This is a genomic window from Photorhabdus cinerea (assembly GCF_011189575.1).
GTDB lineage: Bacteria > Pseudomonadota > Gammaproteobacteria > Enterobacterales > Enterobacteriaceae > Photorhabdus > Photorhabdus cinerea.
Map to the genome: position 1 here is coordinate 1 of NZ_PUJW01000006.1, position 16,127 is coordinate 16,127.

Consider the following 16,127-nt stretch of genomic DNA (forward strand, 5'->3'; position numbering starts at 1 on the left):
TGTTGTTCACTCTTCAAGACTTGTCAGTATTTTTTTGTGATACCGTCTTGTGAGTGCCCACACAGATTGTCTGATTAATTGTTAAAGAGCAGGCTGCCATAAAATCGCATGTTCCCGGTCAGCCGGGCTGCGTATATTACACTGTTCGCCCGCAGAGTCAAACGCTTATTCACGTTGCTCTGCCTGACCCCACCAGCTTTTTTCTCAGCGGGGTGTCGGTCAGTGGAGGCGCATTATAGGGCGTTCTTCGGCGCTGGCAAGTGTTTATTTGAAAAAAACTTTCGTTCGTGTTTTTTTTCAACAAATATTGTATTTTTGAGAGTTTTTTATACAAAAACTGATGTTGTCGACACTAATTTTCTCAAATTTAAAAGTGGTTTCCGGGAATGGTCGTACCTATTAGCTATTTAAAACACAAAAAAAGCTTCCAAAAAAACCTTTCTTATTCTTTTAGTTTTAGCTGAAAAAATCGGACAACAGAGAATGATCTTATATAGTAATGTGTTAGATTAATATCTAATCAAATATTGGTTAGGTAAATAAACAGGATTATTTAATGGTAAAAACCGCTCGTAATATGGCGGGGCTACCCTGGATTGCCGCAATAGCTTTCTTTATGCAAGCTTTAGATGCAACAATTCTCAACACAGCATTGCCCGCTATTGCTGAAAGCCTCGAACACTCCCCCTTAGCGATGCAATCAGCTGTTGTCAGCTATACTCTGACGGTTGCCCTGCTAATTCCAGTCAGTGGCTGGTTAGCTGATCGTTTCGGTACCCGCCGGATTTTTATTCTTGCTGTATCCTTGTTTTCTTTTGGCTCTCTTGCCTGTGCTTTATCAGGCAATTTAGCTTTTCTGGTTGTTTCCCGGGTAATTCAAGGAATTGGTGGTGCAATGATGATGCCTGTTGCTCGTCTTGCTTTATTACGCGCATATCCACGTAGTGAACTTTTACCCGTTCTGAATTTTGTCACTATGCCGGGATTAGTAGGGCCCATTCTCGGTCCTATGCTTGGTGGATTATTAGTAACTTATGCTACCTGGCATTGGATATTTATTATCAATATTCCAATCGGTTTATTGGGGGTTATTTATGCTAAAAAACATATGCCTAATTTTACAATGCCAAAACGTTCATTCGACTTTTCCGGATTCATACTTTTCGGACTGAGTTTAATAATGGTTTCTGTCAGTTTGGATTTACTAGGAGAAAGTGCATTACCAAGTTATATACCACTCACAGTTATGCTTGTTGGTTTTATAATGTTATTTGGTTACTTGATGCATGCCCGAAAACACACCCAGCCACTAATCAGTCTGAACTTATTCCGCACTCGCACATTTTCTATTGGTATCATCGGTAATATCGTTACACGCTTGGGAACTGGATGTATTCCTTTTCTGATGCCTTTAATGTTACAAGTCGGATTTGGTTATCCAGCAGCCATTGCCGGGATGATAATGGCACCAACAGCTATCGGTTCCATTATTGCCAAGTCTTTTGTGACTAATGTACTGACTCGCTTTGGTTATCGAAAGACTCTGGTCAGTATAACAGTCATTATCGGCCTGATGATTTCTCAATTTTCACTGCAATCACCAGAAATGTCCGTTGTTCTTTTAGTTATTCCGCTATTTTTACTGGGTATGGCTGTGTCTATTCAGTTTACTTCTATGAATACCATCACTCTAGCTGATATAACTAATGATAATGCTAGCTCAGGAAATAGTTTATTGGCTGTAACTCAACAGTTATCTATTAGTTTCGGTGTTGCGGTAAGCGCAGCGATTCTCCGTTTCTATGATTCCATGCCTTATGGAACAACAGTTGATCACTTCCATAGTACTTTTATTGCTGTGGGAATAATGACTTTACTCTCTTCTTCCTCCTTCCTATTCCTACATAAGGAAGATGGAGATAATTTAATTGAGAAAAAGAGTATTTAAGAACGGAAAACTGAGTTACGCTCAATTAATGTTGGAGTTAATACTAACAATTTAGGATCACTTTCCGGATTACTCATCCGATAAAGCAAAGTATCAATAGCTAATTTCCCCAGTTCATCTTTCGGCTGATGAATGGTTGTCAAAGGTGGGATCATATAAGGGGCAAGATCGATATCATCATACCCAATGATGGAAATATCATTTGGCACAGAAAGCCCAGCTTGGTAAATAGCCTGATAAGCGCCAACAGCCATTGCATCATTACCGGCAAAAACAGCTTCTGGTGGTTCTGGATGCTGCAACAACTTCTGCATTGATTCAAAACCACCAGCAAACTCAAAATCACTGTAAATTTCATATCCGTCAGGAATAACAAAGCCAGCGTTTGCCATTGCCTTTCTATACCCTTCCAATCGATGGAGGGCTGGAGTTTTATCTTGTGGGCCTGCAATACAGGCTATTTTTTTAAAACCACAGCTAATAAGGTGATTAGTCGCAATTTCACCCCCCAACAAGGAGTTGTCCTGGATAATATCGCCAACAATATCAAATGGAGACCAGTCCATCATAACCATCGGTAAAGGAGGATAACGAAGCAAAACATCGCAGGAAGTGCATTGGTTTTCAGTACACATGATAAGCAATCCATCTACCCGTTTTTGCAACAGAGTTTCCATGCTGTGGTCCATCCGTTTGATATCACCTTCTGTATTACACAGAATAAGACTGTAACCACGTTCATAACAGCTTCGTTCCACCCCTCTTACAATTTCAGCATAAAAAGGGTTATTACTGGTTGTTACCAGCATACCAATGGTCTTGGTTTGCTTGATTTTGAGACTGCGGGCAAGCGCCGATGGCGCGTAATTCAGTTGAACAATAGCATCATTAACTTTCTTTTTTACACCATCACTGACATAACGGTTATTGTTAATAACATGAGACACAGTTGATGTAGAAACACCCGCAAAGCGAGCAACATCTTTAATTGTAGCCACTGTTAGTCCTGTTCAGTTAAAAAAGCATCAATTTCATTTCGCCATGGAATAGATGGTTGAGCTCCCTGACGGGTTACTGCTATTGCAGCAGCGCAATGGGCAAATCGTACAGCAGATAACATCTCTTTTCCTTCCAATAATGCCGTTACCAATGCACCATTAAAAGTATCTCCTGCCGCAATAGTATCTACAACTTTAACTTTAAGTCCCGGAACAAGTTTTCCATTCTGACCTTTCTCACTCAACCATGCTCCACGGCTACCCAATGTAATAATTACCGTTTCAATACCTTTACTATGTAATACTTGAGCCGCTTTTTCTGCATCAGAATTATCTTTTACTGTAATTCCGGTCAGATATTCAGCTTCAGTTTCATTCGGCGTAATAATATCCACCAAAGAGAGCAACTGATCAGATAACTTTTGTGCCGGTGCCGGATTTAGTATGACTTTCGTATTATTCTGTTTAGCTGTCTCTGCCGCAAGTTGTACCGTTTCCAATGGTGATTCAAGTTGTATTAATAATGCATCTGCCTCTTTGATAATATTTTGGTAACAATGAAAATATTCTGGTGTTAATGCAGCATTAGCCCCTGCATTGATGCCAATAACATTTTCACCTTGTTGATTTACAAGAATCAACGCTACACCTGTTGTTTCCCCTTCAATAGCTTCAATGCTGGAAATTTTTATATTATCCATTGCTAATTGTTGGCAAATACGGGAACCAATATCATCCTGACCTACACAAGCAATAAATGTAATGTCTGCGCCACTGCGACTTGCAGCTACTGCCTGGTTAGCACCTTTACCACCAAAAGCAATCTGATATTGTTTCCCGATCACCGTTTCACCCGGACGAGGGAATGATTCAAGGTTTAATATATGGTCAGCATTGATGCTGCCAACCACTGCAAGTTTTGCTGTACTCATTACACTTAATCCTTTTCCATCAAGCCACTACCATCAATAGCAATGGCACAGTCACATTGGCTTATTTTTTAATAACTAACTCCAACTCCACAGGAATGATGGCATCAACTTTTTCACCTTTCAGCACCTTATCTGCGGTCTGAATACCAATGATACCAATCTGATCAGGACGCTGAGCGATTGTTGCTCCTAGCTTTCCACCTTGAACAGCTTTGATACCATCTTCAGTACCATCAAAACCAACAACTAATACATCACTTTTCCCTGCCGTCTGCAAAGCACGCAGTGCACCCAACGCCATTTCATCATTTTGAGCAAACACAGCTTGCACATCCGGATGAGCTGTTAGTAAATTCTGCATAACGTTCAAGCCTTTTGTACGGTCAAAATCAGCAGTCTGACTAGTCAACACATTAAATTTATGCTCTTGTGCTACTTTATTAAATCCTTCACCACGTTCGCGGGCAGCAGATGTGCCAGTAATACCTTCCAACTGAATAATTTGTACTCCATTCCCTAATTTTTCAGCAATAAAATTGCCCGCTATTTTACCCCCCCGCCGGTTATCAGAAGCAATATGGCTAACAACGCTACCTTTATTCGCTATCCGATCGAGAGTAATTACCGGAATTTTCGCATTGTTAGCCATGATAATGGCATTACCTACAGCATCAGAGTCAGTTGGGTTAATCAACATCAATTTAGTGCCACGTACCGTTAGATCCTGAACATTGGCCAATTCTTTCGCAGGATTATCCTGAGAATCCAAGACAATCAAGTTATAACCCAACTTATTTGCTTCTTTTTGAGCACTGTCTTTCATGGTGACAAAGAATGGATTATTCAGTGTAGAAATGACCAACGCGATAGTGTCTTTTGCCAGGGCATTAGCACTCATAGTCGCACTTAGTGCAACAACAGATAAAATTGCTGCCAATTTCTTCATTTTCATTGTGTTATTTCCTGTAGGATGAGGTTATTTGCCATTTTTGTTATCAATCAGAACTGCCAACAATATTACAACTGCTTTAACGATCATCTGGTAGTTAGAAGAAATACCTAATAAGTTTAAGCCATTATTTAAAAAACCGAGGATCAGCGCACCAATTAGAGTACCAACAATTAACCCCTTACCACCTGCCAGACGGGTTCCTCCTAATACTACGGCAGCAATCGCATCTAGTTCATAACCATTCCCTGCCATTGGCTGAGCAGAAGAAAGACGAGCTACCTCAATAATACTTGCCAGTGCAGTCAGTAAGCCACATAAGGAATAAACGATAATCTTGATTTTATCGACGCTGATACCGGACAAACGAGTAGCTGATTCATTACCGCCTAAAGCATAAATATAACGGCCCAAACGGGTATGGTGTAGGATGTACCAAACAATAACAAAAACTATCAACATCAACCATACTGGAGTAGGAATACCCAATGGACGACCAATACCAAACCAGCTAAATAGATCTGCATTATCACTGAATCCTGTATTTATCGGGCTGCCATCAGTATAGACGCGAGTTATTCCACGAAGTAATAACATCATGACCAGAGTAGCAATAAAGGCTTGTACCTTACCTTTAGCAATAATTATTCCTGTACCAGCACCGATCGCAGCACCTAAAGCTAAAGCACCAACTATAGCCACTAATGCATTAACTTCCATTCCAACCAGTGAAGCTGCCACTGCTCCTGTCAACGCAAGCAATGAACCAACAGACAGATCAATACCAGATGTTAGAATAACTAGTGTCATCCCAACTGCCATAATGGCGTTAACTGATGTCTGTTGCAGAATGTTAAGCAAATTATTTAACGTGAAAAAATTCGGGCTAAGAGAGGAAACTATTGCTATCAGTATTAACAACGCAATCAGCGATTTTTGCTCCAGCAGCCATTCTCTAGTAAACCAACGTTTAGATATCGGTGATACATTAGAACTCATACCGAATTACTCCTGAATCACATCGTATTGTTTGCCAACAGCTGCCGCCATTAAAGCCTCTTGGGTTGCTTGTTCAGCAAGGAATTCTCCGCTAATATGACCTTCATACATGACCAAAATCCGGTCACTCATTCCTATCACTTCGGGCATTTCAGAAGAAACGAGTATGATGCTCAAACCTTCTTTTTTGAACTGATTAATTAGCTGATAAATTTCTTTTTTTGCACCGACATCTACACCTCGAGTAGGCTCATCCAGGATAAGAACTTTTGGTTTGGTCATTAATCCACGAGCAATTGCCACTTTTTGCTGATTACCCCCAGAAAGTAGGCTAATCGTTTGTTCCATTGAAGGCGTTTTAATATTAAACAACTTAATAAAAGCACTAACTGTCTGCCGCTCTTCTTTATGATTCAGGCCACCTGATTTGTTACTGAAATAACGTAAGGCAGTCAGAGACATATTCTCTTTAACTGACATTCCCAAAATTAAGCCATCACGCTTCCGATCTTCTGAAATATAAACAATCCCATAAGCTAACGCATCCTGAGGGTTACGAGTTATAACGGGATTCCCATCCAAAGTAATCTGCCCTTGCGTTTTTGGCAATGCACCATAAATAATTCTCATTAATTCCGAACGGCCTGCCCCCATCAATCCCGATATACCCAGAATTTCTCCGATATAAAGGGAAAAACTGACATTTCTCACACCAGGACCAGAAATTTTCTCAACTTCAAGCCGTTTCTTACCACGAGGTAAATTCAGGCGGGGATATTGATCTTCCAGTTTTCGACCAACCATCATCTCAATTAAGTCGTCTTCTTTTAATTCTTTTACCTGTTTTTCACTAATAAATTGTCCATCACGGAATACCGTAACATCATCACATATTTCAAAAATATCTTTCAGACGATGGGATATATAAACAATACCGCATCCTTGGAATTTCAGTTCACGTATCACTCTGAACAATGATTCGGTTTCTGTATCAGTCAGTGCATCTGTTGGCTCATCCATAATGATAACTTTGGATTCAAAACTCAGCACTTTGGCTATTTCAACCATTTGCTGCCCACCGATAGAAAGTTCAGCTACCCGCCGGTGACTGCTATAACTCAGATTCAACTTTCTCAAAAGGCGATCCGCTTCCTGATACATTTTCTTCCAGTCGATGGTACCGAATTTATTAACAAATTCGCGTCCCAAAAAAATATTTTCAGCAATAGTCAGTTGAGGAATAAGATTTAATTCTTGATGGATAATTCCGATACCCGCCTCCTGAGAGGATTTAGGGCTAGAAAAAGTCACTTCTTTGCCCAAATAATGAATCATGCCCGTATCTCTGGTATATATCCCAGTCAACACTTTCATCATCGTGGATTTACCTGCACCATTCTCTCCTACCAATGCCATAACTTTGCCCGGGTAAACACGTAACGCCGCGTCAGATAATGCTTTGACACCAGGAAAGGATTTACCAATTCCTTTTAGTTCTAATACAGGTTGCATAACCACCTCAGAAAGTTACACCAGCACAAAGGATGATATTGGCATAAGGAGAATTTTCTCCGGTACGAATCATCGCTCGGCTATGTTCCGTTTTCTCTTTTAATGTATTATGACTAATATATTCTATAGTGATTGAATTCCTTTGCTGTTTCTCAAGCTCTTTAATTTGATCCAATATTAATTGATGAATCAAAGGATTATGGCTAATGATCTCCTCTGCTAAAAATGCAGCTTCAACCTGCATTTCCTGAGTAACGACTTTGAGAACAGATATAAAACAGGGAATCCCCTGGGTTAGCGCCAAATCAATCCGCTGGGCTGAAGAAGGAATTGGTAATCCAGCATCACCAATTGTAATCTGGTCAGTATGCCCCAGCCTAGAAATTACGGCTGAAATTTCAGAATTAAGCAATACACCTTTTTTCATTTTTATTCCATTAGCGAAACGTTTCGCTAATTAAGCAATATAGAAAGTAACATTTAAAATGCAACATTATTGATACAAAAGTGTGATCGTTATCGAAACGTTTCGCTAATAAAAAAACAAAAAACAAACGTTAACTTATTGAATATTTGACGCTGAATCGATTTTTAAGTAAATATTATCTGTCATAGCTAATAATTTATTTAACCCAGTAGATAACATTGGTATGGATTATGCGAATAGCAGAAAAAATAGCTCGTTTAAGTAACTATCTGGAAAGTGGCCTGTATGAAAGACAACAGGCTATTCGTTTATGTTTGCTAGCCGCATTGTGTGGGGAAAGTGTTTTTCTACTTGGCCCTCCAGGAATCGCCAAAAGTCTGATAGCACGCCGATTGAAATTTGCGTTTCATGATGCCAGAGCATTTGAATATCTGATGACCCGTTTCTCTACTCCTGAAGAAATTTTCGGGCCTCTTTCTATTCAAGCGTTAAAAGAAGAAGGACGTTATCAACGCCTAACTGCCGGCTATTTACCTGAAACTGAAATTGTTTTTCTTGATGAAATATGGAAAGCTGGCCCAGCAATTCTTAATACCTTGCTGACGGCTATTAATGAAAGAAAATTCAGAAACGGGGATATCGAAGAAAAAATTCCAATGAGGTTACTAGTAACAGCCTCCAATGAATTACCTGAAGCAGATAGTAGCCTTGAAGCTCTTTATGACCGAATGCTAATCCGTATTTGGTTGGATAAAATTCAGGAAAAACAGAATTTCCGAGCATTACTCACTAACCACAAAAATGAAATTGATAACCCTGTCCCTGAAAACATTCAGATAACAAGTGAAGAATTTTATCAATGGCAAAATGAGATTAATAAAATAGCCCTGCCAGATAGTTGTTTTGATATTATCTACCAACTGCGTCAACAACTTGAGATGACAGAACACTCATCTTACGTTTCAGATCGACGCTGGAAAAAAGCAATTCATTTATTGCAAGCCAGTGCTTTCTTCAATGGCAGAAAAGAGATATCACAGCTCGATTTAATATTACTAAAAGATTGTTTATGGCATGATCTTAACTCTTTCAAACTGTTGCCTCAATATCTAAATACTCTAATAACCGAACAGGCATATCAGCAAAGAATGTCATCTCAGAAAATTGACTCGCTTTATCACCAATGGATTCAAGACCGTCAGGATAAAAATAATCAGCAGGCATTCCAGCTTGAAAAAGAAATCCGTTTGTTTGGACACAAAACACAATATTCGCTACCCGATCATATCAATGAGGAGAAGTTGACTTTATTCCTGCATACACCTCTTCATATCCATGACATTCAGGTCAATTTCATTGAAATAGAAAAAAAGACTCTGAATATCTGGATAAACAAAGGTGGAGAATTACCAGTTCGCCTGAACAGTATTGGTTTTCCACAAAACATAATAGCCGAAATTAATTCAGCGCGGCAGATAGAAGTTTTTGATATTAGCCGTTGTTCATCCACTTTATATTTACCAGATAGTCAACACCAACAAAATGAAAAAAACAGCGAGTGGCTGGAAAGATTGGAAAAAATTAATCAAGAAATTTACCATCAACGCCAATTATTTAACCAACATAAACCATGCCTGTTTATTGAAAGTCATTGGCTTAATGCGATAGAACAAAGCTTTATCCAACTGACAGATAAAATCAACCAACTGAAAATAAAAATGGACGGTTAATTAAATGATTAGTCTAACAACCCTTGATCTTTTATTGTCAGTAAACGAAGGGGAACTGATAGAGGAGATCATACTAACCCTCTTGGCTTCACCTCAGTTGGCTATCTTTTTTGAAAAATATCCTCGCTTGAAACGTGCACTGTTGAAAGACATTCCCGGCTGGAAACAAGATTTAAAACAAAGGATTAAAGAAGCATTAATTCCTGCAACTCTGGCAGAAGAATTTCAGTTATACCAACAATTACTGCCTGTCAGCACAAATAATTTTTACCTTAAACTTCCCGATATTCTCGAAACACTGAGCCGAATTGAATCACCTTTTTGTGCAGAAGCCCAGAAACTGGCAACTAATGCTATTGATCATTCAAATACACTGCAAACTTTGTTTATTCAACGATGGCGACTCAATTTAATACTGCAAACCACAAACTTCCACAAGGAATTATTGGAACAAGAAAAAGAGCAATTATTGGCGGAACTACAACAAAGGCTGACACTAAGTGGTAATCTCTACCCTATTTTCAGTGAAAATGACAGAGCAGCAGGACAGTTATGGGATATGAGTAAAAGTCAGATAAATCATTCCCGAAATGATACACAGTTATTGATTCATTATAGTGAGTTTCTTCGCCAACAACCTGAATTGGAAAAGCTGGCTCAATTACTTGGGCGCAGTCAATCTGCAAAATCAAAACTACAAGAAAACCATCTTCTCGAACCATTTACCACAATAGAACGAATACCGGATACCATTCCTGAACAGGTAAATGGTATAGGACAAAGTGATGATATTTTGCGTTTGTTACCGACAGAACTGGCAATATTGGGAATTGAAGAGCTGGAATATGAATTTTATCGCAGATTGATAGAAAAGCGTTTACTTACCTATCAATTACAAGGGGATAGTTGGAAACAAAAAACAACATTACGGTCAGTCACTCATTACAGCCAAGAAGAAAAACCGCGAGGACCCTTTATTGTCTGTGTAGATACTTCCGGCTCTATGGGAGGATTCAATGAAAAATGTGCCAAAGCCTTTTGTCTCGCATTGTTACGCATTGCACTGGCTGATGATCGCAACTGCCATATCATGTTATTTGCTACAGAAATTGTGCACTATGAACTATCTTCATCAGATGGTCTGGAACAAGCTATTCGTTTTCTCGGTCAAACTTTCAGAGGGGGTACAGATTTAGCTTTTTGCCTAACAAGCACAATAGAAAAAATGAAAGTGCAACATTGGAAAGATGCTGATGCTGTTGTTATTTCAGATTTCATTGCCCAACGTTTGCCGGACTCACTAATCCATCAGATAAAAAATCTGCAACAGCATCAGCAACACCGCTTCCATGCGGTCTCCATGTCCCAATATGGTAAGCCCGGTATTATACGGATATTCGATCATATCTGGCGCTTTGATACCGGACTCAAAAGCCGTTTACTACGAAAGTGGCGTCACTGAGCGAATCAGAGCATGTCTTCTACAGTTTCGCGTACTTCAGGCGACCATATGCTGCATTGAACTTGACCAATATGTTCCATTTGCAGCAGTAACATCACCAAACGGGATTGACCAATCCCGCCACCAATTGATTGTGGCATATCGCCTTTAAGTAACGCCTGGTGCCAATCATATTGCAAACGATCTTCATCACCAGTCAATGCCAATTGGCGTTCCAGTGTTTCTGCATCAACACGGATACCCATGGAAGAGATTTCAAAAGCATCCTCCAGAACGGGGTTCCAAACAATGATGTCACCGTTCAAACCAACAAAACCATCACTGTTTGGTGTTGTCCAATCATCGTAATCTGATGCACGAACATCATGAGATTGCCCATCAGATAATTTTGCACCGATACCAATAAGGAAAACAGCTCCCAACTCTTTAGCAATAGCGCGTTCGCGTCCTTTTGCATCCAGCTCCGGATAACGGCTCAGAAGCGCTTCACTGTGAACAAAGTGAATTTGATCCGGCAGGAACGGTGCCAGACCAAATTCTTTGCTGACAGCTTTTTCTGTTTCTTTTATCGCTTCGTAGATTTTACCTACTGTCTGTTTAAGATAAGCAAGTGAGCGTTGCCCATCTCCCATCACTTTTTCCCAATCCCATTGATCAACATAAACAGAGTGGATTGGTGTCAAGCGATCTTCATCCGGACGCAATGCTTTCATGTGAGTATAAAGCCCTTGCTCTGGCTGGAAATCAAAACGTCCCAATGTTTTACGTTTCCATTTAGCCAGTGAATGCACTACTTCGAAAGTTGAATCCGGTAAAGTCTTCACTTTTACCTGAACAGCTTTTTCATAGCCGGACAAGTTGTCCTGAACTCCATCCCCCAAACAGCTCAGCATTGGTCCTTGTACTTCAATCAAACCCAGTTTGCTTTCCAGCAGGCGGGAAAAGAAAGACTTCACGAAACTGATTTGTTGCTGCTTCTCAATAAATGACTTTTTCATAATATTATTCTCGAATTCTCTAAATGGCCCTGATGTCCTGTTAGAAACATTAAGCAATAGAATGGGGAATAAATTCAATATACTTTAATAAAAATAGTCTTTATTGTTTAAAAAATTCATTTTTAAGATGAAAAAAATGATGATTCAATAAAAAACGAGGTTAGAAATGGCAGAAATTTATCAGATCGATAATCTGGACCGTGACATACTTCACGCTTTAATGGACAACGCACGTACACCTTATGCCGAACTCGCAAAGAAATTTGCTGTCAGCCCAGGAACAATTCACGTTCGTGTAGAAAAAATGAAGCAGGCGGGGATCATCACCGGTACCAGAGTGGATATCAGCACTAAACAGCTTGGCTATGACGTCTGTTGCTTTATTGGCATTATTCTTAAAAGCGCTAAAGATTACCCATCAGCTCTAAAAAAGCTGGGCAATCTAGATGAAGTGGTTGAGGTTTATTACACAACAGGTCACTACAGTATTTTCATTAAAGTTATGTGCCGCTCAATTGAATCTCTTCAAGATGTACTTATCAACAAAATACAGACTATTGATGAAATCCAATCAACAGAAACCCTGATCTCCTTGCAAAACCCGATTATGCGGACAATCAAGCCATAATATAAAATTTGTTATAACCACATTATCCACAGGTAGATCCCAACAGATTCACAGCGTACAATAGCAATCCTTGAAATCTGTTGGGATCACTATGGCCACGATTACTTTAATCAGCGGCAGTACTATGGGTGGCGCTGAATACGTAGCTGAACATATGGCTGAAATTCTGGAAGATGCTGGCTTTTCCACTGAAATGCTGCATGGTCCTTCTTTAGATGAACTTCCCCAAGAAGGGATTTGGCTGGTAGTAGCATCCACGCATGGTGCCGGAGAATTACCAGAAAACATACAACCACTAGCAAAAGAAATTTCTGAACAAAAACCTGATCTCAGCAGAGTAACATTTGGAGCTATTGGTCTTGGTAGTTCCGAATACGATACTTTCTGTGGAGCAATAAGATCATTGGATCAACTATTGATGGAAAATGGTGCTAAACGTCTCGGTGATCGTCTAGAAATTGATATCCAACAACATGAGATCCCCGAAGATCCCGCAGAAGAATGGGTTAAAATTTGGGCAAACTCACTCAACATTGAGCAAAAAACAAGCGGTTGATTGTGGATAACTAATATAAAAAGCAGGGGTTAACCCGTAGTTATCCATAGTATAACTATCTGTCCACGATCGCTCTGTGAATAACTACCAATTTAGATCCCAGTTTATACCTGCTAGGATCACGGATCATTCACAGCAAATGATCCTTTACAGCGTTATGATCTTACTAAGGAAAAATAACTTATCCACAAAAGATCATGATCCTAATAAAAGATCTAATAAAGAGATCTTTAAATAAAAAGATCTTCTTTTAATTACCGGCGAGATCGCCTACTTGGTCTATCGCTTAAACTTGAGTAGAATTCTCTTCCCATAATGCACACTTAGCATTCTTACAACGAAAGGTTCATCACCATGTTTTATCCAGAGCAATTTGACGTCATCATTATCGGTGGTGGTCATGCCGGTACTGAAGCTGCTATGGCAGCCGCTCGTATGGGCCGTCAAACCTTATTACTGACTCACAATATTGATACTTTGGGCCAAATGTCATGTAACCCAGCCATCGGTGGGATTGGTAAAGGACATCTGGTTAAAGAAATTGATGCACTTGGTGGTCTAATGGCAAGGGCAACTGATCAAGCTGGTATTCAATTTAGAACCTTAAATGCCAGTAAAGGACCTGCTGTTCGTGCAACGCGTGCTCAAGCTGACAGGGTTCTCTACCGTCAAGCTGTACGAACAGCGTTAGAAAATCAACCTAACCTGATGATTTTCCAACAACCCGTAGAAGATCTAATTGTTGAAAACAGTGCTGTCACTGGTGCAATAACCCGTATGGGGCTTAAATTCAGAGCTAAAGCAATTGTTCTAACTGTAGGTACATTCCTAGACGGTAAGATCCATATCGGCCTAGAGAATTACAGTGGGGGAAGAGCAGGTGATCCTCCAGCAATTTCATTGTCACAACGTTTACGTGAGCTGCCTCTACGTGTAAATAGACTAAAAACAGGTACACCACCACGTATTGATGCCAGAACTATTGATTTTAGCCAATTAACTCAACAACTAGGTGATGATCCAACACCGGTATTCTCTTTCCTTGGAAATGTGGAGCAACATCCACAGCAGATGCCATGTTATATCACTCATACCAATGAAAGAACGCACGATGTGATCCGCAGCAATTTAGATCGCAGTCCTATGTATGCAGGGATCATTGAAGGGATCGGCCCGCGCTACTGTCCTTCGATCGAAGATAAAGTCATGCGCTTTGCGGATCGTAATGCTCATCAGATTTTCCTTGAACCAGAAGGATTAACCAGTAACGAAATTTATCCGAATGGCATTTCTACCAGTTTGCCATTTGATGTACAGATGCAAATTGTTCACTCCATGAAAGGACTGGAAAATGCTCGCATCATTCGACCTGGTTATGCAATAGAATACGATTTCTTCGACCCAAGAGATCTGAAACAAACACTGGAAAGTAAATTTATACACGGCTTATTTTTTGCTGGGCAAATTAATGGTACGACAGGTTATGAAGAAGCTGCTGCCCAAGGTCTTTTGGCTGGTCTTAATGCAGCTCGTTATGCTTCGGAAGAAGAGGGATGGTTCCCTCGCCGTGATCAAGCCTATATTGGCGTTCTAGTTGATGATTTGTGTACTTTAGGTACTAAAGAACCATACCGTATGTTCACTTCCCGAGCGGAGTATCGCTTGATGTTACGTGAAGATAATGCTGACCTTCGCTTAACAGAAAAAGGTCGCGAATTAGGATTAGTGGATGATTTACGTTGGGAACATTATTGCCGTAAGGTAGAAATGATTGAACAAGAGCGCCAGCGCCTGCGTAATATTTGGGTCCATCCTCATTCAAGTAACCTTGATGACATCAACAAGATACTAAAAATGCCATTATCGAAAGAAGCTAATGGTGAAGATTTACTGCGTCGTCCAGAAATGAATTACGAACTGTTGACCTCATTACCTCTGTTCTCACCAGGTATTAAAGAACTACAAGCAGCTGACCAGGTTGAAATTCAAGTCAAGTATGAAGGGTATATTGCCCGTCAACAGGAAGAAATTGAAAAACAATTACGTAATGAAAATACATCATTACCGATTGATCTCGATTATTGTCAGATTAGTGGTCTTTCCAATGAAGTTGTAGCTAAACTCAATAATCACAAACCAAGCTCAATTGGTCAGGCTTCACGTATTTCAGGAATAACACCTGCTGCAATTTCAATTTTGCTTGTATGGTTGAAAAAACAAGGGTTGCTGCGCCGCAGTGCCTGAGAGGATCTTTATTGTGCTTAACAAACTGGAATCGTTGCTGACTAAAGCAAGAATAAAACTTTCACAACAGCAGAAACAGCAGCTTATAGCCTATGTTGATATGCTCAATAAGTGGAATAAAACCTATAACCTCACGTCTGTTCGTGATCCTGAGCAAATGTTAGTGCGTCATATCATGGATAGCATTATTGTCAGTCCCTATCTGCAAGGTTATCGTTTTATCGATATAGGAACTGGTCCGGGGTTGCCGGGTATCCCGTTAGCTATTGTTCGTCCAGATTCTTATTTTACATTGCTAGATAGTTTAGGTAAAAGAGTCCGATTTTTGCGTCAAGTTCAGCATGAACTTGGTTTAGCAAATATCGAACCAGTGCAAAGTAGGGTTGAAACGTATCCTTCTGAGCCACCTTTTGATGGTGTTATAAGCCGAGCTTTTGCTTCACTACAAGATATGGTCTCTTGGTGCAATCATTTACCTAAGTCTGTTCATGGACGCTTCTATGCGCTTAAAGGTGTACTCCCTGAAGAGGAACTTACCATGTTACCTTCCGGAATTTCTGTTGATTCAGTTATTCAGTTAGATGTTCCTGAATTGGAAGGGCAACGGCATCTGGTTATACTTAAATCAAACTAATTTTGTCATTTGTCAATAAAGTCATAAATAATTAGTGATGTTGAGCACAATTGTGTTGTGTTCAACATCGTCAATTATGATTTGTCTCGTTTCAGCTTTAATTTACCGAG

General features: G+C 39.9%; 14 protein-coding genes. 7 read left to right on the forward strand and 7 right to left on the reverse strand.

What is annotated here, in order from left to right; genetic code table 11:
- The first annotated feature begins 556 nt into the window (after window positions 1–556).
- Window positions 557–1,948 carry a multidrug transporter subunit MdtD gene (gene mdtD, locus C5469_RS06960; protein WP_166304231.1) on the forward strand — a complete coding sequence of 464 codons (1,392 nt, stop codon included), beginning with the start codon at window positions 557–559 and terminating at the stop codon, window positions 1,946–1,948.
- Here mdtD and rbsR read toward each other — a convergent pair.
- The 6 genes from rbsR to rbsD form a co-directional block, all read right to left on the reverse strand.
- Complete coding sequence (rbsR, locus tag C5469_RS06965) at window positions 1,945–2,946, reverse strand: ribose operon transcriptional repressor RbsR (RefSeq protein ID WP_166304234.1); 1,002 nt, start codon at window positions 2,944–2,946, stop codon at window positions 1,945–1,947. The two genes, mdtD and rbsR, sit on opposite strands and share 4 nt — an antisense overlap.
- 2 nt (window positions 2,947–2,948) lie before the next feature.
- Complete coding sequence (gene rbsK, locus C5469_RS06970) at window positions 2,949–3,878, reverse strand: ribokinase (protein WP_166304236.1); 930 nt, start codon at window positions 3,876–3,878, stop codon at window positions 2,949–2,951.
- Window positions 3,879–3,939: 61 nt separating this feature from the next.
- Complete coding sequence (gene rbsB, locus C5469_RS06975; RefSeq protein ID WP_166304238.1) at window positions 3,940–4,830, reverse strand: ribose ABC transporter substrate-binding protein RbsB; 891 nt, start codon at window positions 4,828–4,830, stop codon at window positions 3,940–3,942.
- A gap of 24 nt (window positions 4,831–4,854) precedes the next feature.
- The gene (rbsC, locus tag C5469_RS06980) at window positions 4,855–5,826 is read right to left on the reverse strand and encodes a ribose ABC transporter permease (protein ID WP_166304241.1); all 972 of its coding nucleotides are present in this window, start codon (window positions 5,824–5,826) and stop codon (window positions 4,855–4,857) included.
- Window positions 5,827–5,832: 6 nt separating this feature from the next.
- Window positions 5,833–7,338, reverse strand: coding sequence for a ribose ABC transporter ATP-binding protein RbsA (gene rbsA / locus C5469_RS06985; protein WP_166304243.1), 1,506 nt, complete (start codon window positions 7,336–7,338; stop codon window positions 5,833–5,835).
- Window positions 7,339–7,345: 7 nt separating this feature from the next.
- Entirely contained in the window at window positions 7,346–7,765 is a 420-nt protein-coding gene (rbsD, locus tag C5469_RS06990; protein ID WP_166304245.1) for a D-ribose pyranase, read from the reverse strand.
- 230 nt (window positions 7,766–7,995) lie between these two features.
- Between rbsD and ravA the strand changes: the two genes are divergently transcribed.
- Both ravA and viaA read left to right on the forward strand, forming a co-directional pair.
- A complete protein-coding gene (gene ravA, locus C5469_RS06995; protein ID WP_166304248.1) occupies window positions 7,996–9,495 on the forward strand; it encodes an ATPase RavA in 1,500 nt (499 codons plus the stop codon).
- 4 nt (window positions 9,496–9,499) lie between these two features.
- Window positions 9,500–10,957, forward strand: a complete 1,458-nt coding sequence (gene viaA, locus C5469_RS07000) for an ATPase RavA stimulator ViaA (protein ID WP_166304250.1) — start codon at window positions 9,500–9,502, stop codon at window positions 10,955–10,957.
- Between the two features lie 5 nt (window positions 10,958–10,962).
- Here the strand turns inward: viaA and asnA are convergent, their stop codons facing one another.
- Window positions 10,963–11,955 (reverse strand): aspartate--ammonia ligase, encoded by a 993-nt coding sequence (asnA, locus tag C5469_RS07005; protein ID WP_166304253.1) that lies wholly within the window; start codon window positions 11,953–11,955, stop codon window positions 10,963–10,965.
- Between the two features lie 166 nt (window positions 11,956–12,121).
- Between asnA and asnC the strand changes: the two genes are divergently transcribed.
- The 4 genes from asnC to rsmG all read left to right on the forward strand — a co-directional run bounded on the left by asnC (window position 12,122) and on the right by rsmG (window position 16,017).
- A complete protein-coding gene (gene asnC, locus C5469_RS07010; RefSeq protein WP_166304256.1) occupies window positions 12,122–12,583 on the forward strand; it encodes a transcriptional regulator AsnC in 462 nt (153 codons plus the stop codon).
- Between the two features lie 91 nt (window positions 12,584–12,674).
- A complete protein-coding gene (gene mioC / locus C5469_RS07015) occupies window positions 12,675–13,139 on the forward strand; it encodes an FMN-binding protein MioC (RefSeq protein ID WP_166304259.1) in 465 nt (154 codons plus the stop codon).
- 354 nt (window positions 13,140–13,493) lie between these two features.
- Window positions 13,494–15,383: a tRNA uridine-5-carboxymethylaminomethyl(34) synthesis enzyme MnmG gene (mnmG, locus tag C5469_RS07020; protein WP_166304262.1), complete on the forward strand. Its 1,890-nt coding sequence runs from the start codon at window positions 13,494–13,496 to the stop codon at window positions 15,381–15,383.
- 13 nt (window positions 15,384–15,396) lie between these two features.
- A complete protein-coding gene (rsmG, locus tag C5469_RS07025) occupies window positions 15,397–16,017 on the forward strand; it encodes a 16S rRNA (guanine(527)-N(7))-methyltransferase RsmG (protein WP_166304265.1) in 621 nt (206 codons plus the stop codon).
- Window positions 16,018–16,127: the final 110 nt, after the last annotated feature.

What these genes read in the sequence shown, in the direction of transcription:
- mdtD (WP_166304231.1), top strand. Translation starts at nt 557, where the DNA reads ATGGTAAAAACCGCTCGTAATATGGCGGGGCTACCCTGGATTGCCGCA.
- rbsK (WP_166304236.1), bottom strand. Translation starts at nt 3,878, where the DNA reads ATGAGTACAGCAAAACTTGCAGTGGTTGGCAGCATCAATGCTGACCAT.
- rbsB (WP_166304238.1), bottom strand. Translation starts at nt 4,830, where the DNA reads ATGAAAATGAAGAAATTGGCAGCAATTTTATCTGTTGTTGCACTAAGT.
- rbsC (WP_166304241.1), bottom strand. Translation starts at nt 5,826, where the DNA reads ATGAGTTCTAATGTATCACCGATATCTAAACGTTGGTTTACTAGAGAA.
- rbsA (WP_166304243.1), bottom strand. Translation starts at nt 7,338, where the DNA reads ATGCAACCTGTATTAGAACTAAAAGGAATTGGTAAATCCTTTCCTGGT.
- rbsD (WP_166304245.1), bottom strand. Translation starts at nt 7,765, where the DNA reads ATGAAAAAAGGTGTATTGCTTAATTCTGAAATTTCAGCCGTAATTTCT.
- ravA (WP_166304248.1), top strand. Translation starts at nt 7,996, where the DNA reads ATGCGAATAGCAGAAAAAATAGCTCGTTTAAGTAACTATCTGGAAAGT.
- viaA (WP_166304250.1), top strand. Translation starts at nt 9,500, where the DNA reads ATGATTAGTCTAACAACCCTTGATCTTTTATTGTCAGTAAACGAAGGG.
- asnA (WP_166304253.1), bottom strand. Translation starts at nt 11,955, where the DNA reads ATGAAAAAGTCATTTATTGAGAAGCAGCAACAAATCAGTTTCGTGAAG.
- asnC (WP_166304256.1), top strand. Translation starts at nt 12,122, where the DNA reads ATGGCAGAAATTTATCAGATCGATAATCTGGACCGTGACATACTTCAC.
- mioC (WP_166304259.1), top strand. Translation starts at nt 12,675, where the DNA reads ATGGCCACGATTACTTTAATCAGCGGCAGTACTATGGGTGGCGCTGAA.
- mnmG (WP_166304262.1), top strand. Translation starts at nt 13,494, where the DNA reads ATGTTTTATCCAGAGCAATTTGACGTCATCATTATCGGTGGTGGTCAT.